The 3185-nt window shown below is 54.9% G+C and carries 2 protein-coding genes and 1 pseudogene; all 3 read left to right on the top strand.

What is annotated here, in order from left to right:
• A pseudogene (locus tag BVER_RS33085) lies at window positions 1-126 on the top strand (IS5/IS1182 family transposase); the annotation flags it as partial.
• Window positions 127-366: 240 nt separating this feature from the next.
• Window positions 367-1578, top strand: a complete 1212-nt coding sequence (locus tag BVER_RS28405; RefSeq protein ID WP_050456086.1) for a DUF917 domain-containing protein — start codon at window positions 367-369, stop codon at window positions 1576-1578.
• Window positions 1571-2296, top strand: coding sequence for an aspartate/glutamate racemase family protein (locus BVER_RS28400; RefSeq protein WP_050456085.1), 726 nt, complete (start codon window positions 1571-1573; stop codon window positions 2294-2296). Before BVER_RS28405 ends, BVER_RS28400 begins: the two co-directional genes overlap by 8 nt.
• Window positions 2297-3185 lie beyond the last annotated feature (889 nt).

Below are 3185 nucleotides of genomic sequence, written 5' to 3'. Positions count from 1 at the left end.
TTCTTTAAGCGTATCAAGCATTTTCGTCGCGTCGCCACTCGATATGACAAACTCGCCCACAGCTACCTCACCTTTGTCTCCATCGTGTCTGCCTTCGGGCCGCTCTTAAATGTGAACAGGACCTAGGGTTTCGTTCGGCTCTTTCGACCGCCCTCGCGCTAGGTTCAGTGCCTGCGAGGGTGAATGCAGCGTTCCATCTAGCTTCATTGTTGCGAGTGACTCAACGACTCGAAGAAGCAGTCGCCACGCTGGAGCATGCCATGCGCGGCATCGCTTGCGGTAAAACTCCCCGTGTAGAAGCCGCACTGGACCTGCTTTCAGAGCTTCGCCACGAAATTTTTCTTTTCGATACCAACGGATAAAGCCATGGCCTATGAATTAAGACGTGACGATCTTGAGCCGCTCCTGCTCGGCGGTGCTTTCTTCGGAAGCGGCGGCGGCGGAACGATCGAATCTGCGCGGCATTTGGCCGCTCACTTCAATATTGGCGACTACTACTCCGTCGACACTGTAAAAGTCGTTCCGGTCGATGAGGCATTAGAGGGTGACGCGGTCATGGTCGCATATCTCGGCGCGCCGCAGGCCATTAACAGCGCCGCTTATCCTTTTGGCCCCGTGCAGGCAGCACTTGCGGTGCAAGAGCGGCTTGCATCGCAATCCCGAAAGCTCGCCTACGTTGTGCCGCCGGAAAGCGGCGCGCTTGGCTTCGTCGTCGCAGTGCTCGTTGCGGCAAAGCTTGGCCTTGCTGTCATTGACGCGGACGGGGCAGGCCGTGCCGTGCCCTCTCTGCCCATGCTTACGTTTGCCGCGGCGGAAATTAATCCTCGCCCGGCGTTTCTAGTTAGCCAAAATGGTCTGAGCGTGGAGTTGGATGTTAAGCCCCGTAACAGTAAAAACGGCGACGCAACCCATCAGCGCGACGTCTCCACGATTGTCGAACAGATGATGCGTCCTGTTGTTGCTGATCCCGAGTTCGGTCAATTTGGTGGCCTCGCAATGTGGGTGATGGCACCAGATGAAGTTGCTCGTGCAACCCCCATTCGCGGGACGATCACGCGCGCGCTTGAGCTCGGGCGAGTAATTGGACGTGGGCAGATCCGTAACGTAACAGAACTTATCGATTACCTCGCCGAATGTTGCAACATCAACGCGCGGATGGTTTCACGACTTGGACGACTCGTCTCCGCGAAGGTCGATACTACTAGTGGCTTCGACGTCGGCAAGGTCATCATCCAAAGTGGCGAACAGACCTACACAGTGATCTACCAAAACGAGTCTCTGATCGCGTGGGACAGCGAACGCGCGCAGCCGATAGTCCTCGCGCCTGACAGCATCGCGTATTTTGTGGGCGGCAATGGTCAGTCGATCTTCAGCAACGGCGATCTCGTGCAGGAAAATGGGAGGTTGAATCCAGAAATTGGTGAGCGTCCTGTCACCCTGATTGCATGGCCTGCCATGACTGCCATACAAAAACCGGGGCTCGCCCTCGACAGCTTTATGGTGTTGCTGAATTCTCTAGGATATCTTGGCCCATACGTTGCAGTTTCGTCTTCGCGCAAGGAATCCGAAAGTGAATAACCCTATTCGCATTTGCGTGCTCGTCCCCGTGGCGATTTCACGGTACAACCCCCGTATCATGACGGCAATCGGTCCTGTCGTCCCACCGGATGTACAGGTGGAGGTCCGAAACATTACACAGGGCCATCCCGACATTGAAAACCGTCTGAACTGGCTGCGAAACGGTATTCCGGTCGTCGAACTCGCACAGTCCATCGAAAAGGAAGGGTTCGACGGCGTCTGGCTTACGGACTTCGATATGTGCGGCGTGGAAGCCGCGCGTGAGGTGATCGACATTCCGATTATTGGTGGCTTTCCAGCATCAGCCTTCTCTGCGCTCGCGCTAAGCCAGCGATTTTCGATCATCACCATCACGCAAAGTACGTTGGCAATGCAGCGCGCACATCCACAGACCTACGGGATTGAAGACGACTTTGCATCGATTCATGCGATTGACTGCCCAGTTGCACAACTTGAGAACGTCGACATTGTGGTCATGCGGACCTTCGAGGCTTCCATGAAGGCAATCAGGGAAGACGGCGCGCAGTCCATTTTGCTCGGATGCACCGGCTTTGTGGACGTGGCGGCTCGCGTATCTGCCATGCTTGAGGAATCGCTCGGCATATACGTACCGGTCATCGATCCAAACCAGGCCGGTTTTAGCTTTCTCGTATCGCTTGTACGCATGAAAGTCCGTCCAAGCCGGTTGACATACAGCAAGTCATGCCTTCAGGCGTGATGTGCGCAAAAACGGCATATGATCTGCATGTCCGGTTGCTGGAGCAATAAGACTTTCCCTCATCCGTAGCCCCGCCCGATAGGTCGATCTCAATTCAAGCTTGTCGAGTTTGCTTCGCTCGCATACTGGACGATTTCGTCCATCCAAAGTGCGCCGTTTGGTACAAATCTCGGTTGGGAGAGGCGCAGGGTTACATGTTCCCCTGCCCGCACAAGGGCTGCGTGCTTGGCACGACATGTGCATTATGAACGTGGCGACTTCGATTAGTTACGCCGTTACGATAGATAAACCAAGCAAAAGGGGAATGCCATGGTTGGCCATTAAACACTCAGTCATTACCACCCAGATTGATTGCAAATCGTCGCACTATCTTGCATCCAGTCTATATCTGCGAAAGCGTGATGGGCTCTTACGTGCGCTTGCCACCTACGGATCATCTTTCCGAGCTATCCGGGGTGGCTTACTAATCCGAACAGCAAAAATGCGCCGCTCGGCCGCTAGAGCGCGTGGCTACCTCGCGACAAAGACAGTTCAGCCTAATGACACTGACCTTAGACCCTTTAATAGGCGCTGTGGGAGAGGCGCGGCGCTCTACTACGTCGTTGCGTAAAGCGACATCACGACGGTTAGCGAAAATGTATAGTTGTTGCGTAGTCTGCGTCGTCGTCGCGCTCACGAAAGAGACATCGAAAGCACTCAGGCTAAGCGATTTATTCGCGTCGGGAGGGCATGCGTAAATCTCACCTCTTCGGCGGGCAACTTCTAAATAGTCTGGCCTGCAAAATTGAATTTGCCGGAATGGACCCGACGACGCAGTCTGGTGCAGACGTAAACGCACATCTCAGCCAGGTCTGCAGCGCACGAGTAGAGGTTGAGGCATGACGTTGAG

This window comes from Candidatus Burkholderia verschuerenii, assembly GCF_001189365.1.
GTDB classification, from domain to species: Bacteria; Pseudomonadota; Gammaproteobacteria; order Burkholderiales; family Burkholderiaceae; genus Caballeronia; species Caballeronia verschuerenii.
Note: the sequence above shows the minus strand (reverse complement) of the source record. Positions and strands in the feature narration are given on the sequence as shown.

Excerpts from the sequence above, each read along its gene's own strand:
- BVER_RS28405 (WP_050456086.1), top strand. The coding sequence starts at position 367 with ATGGCCTATGAATTAAGACGTGACGATCTTGAGCCGCTCCTGCTCGGC.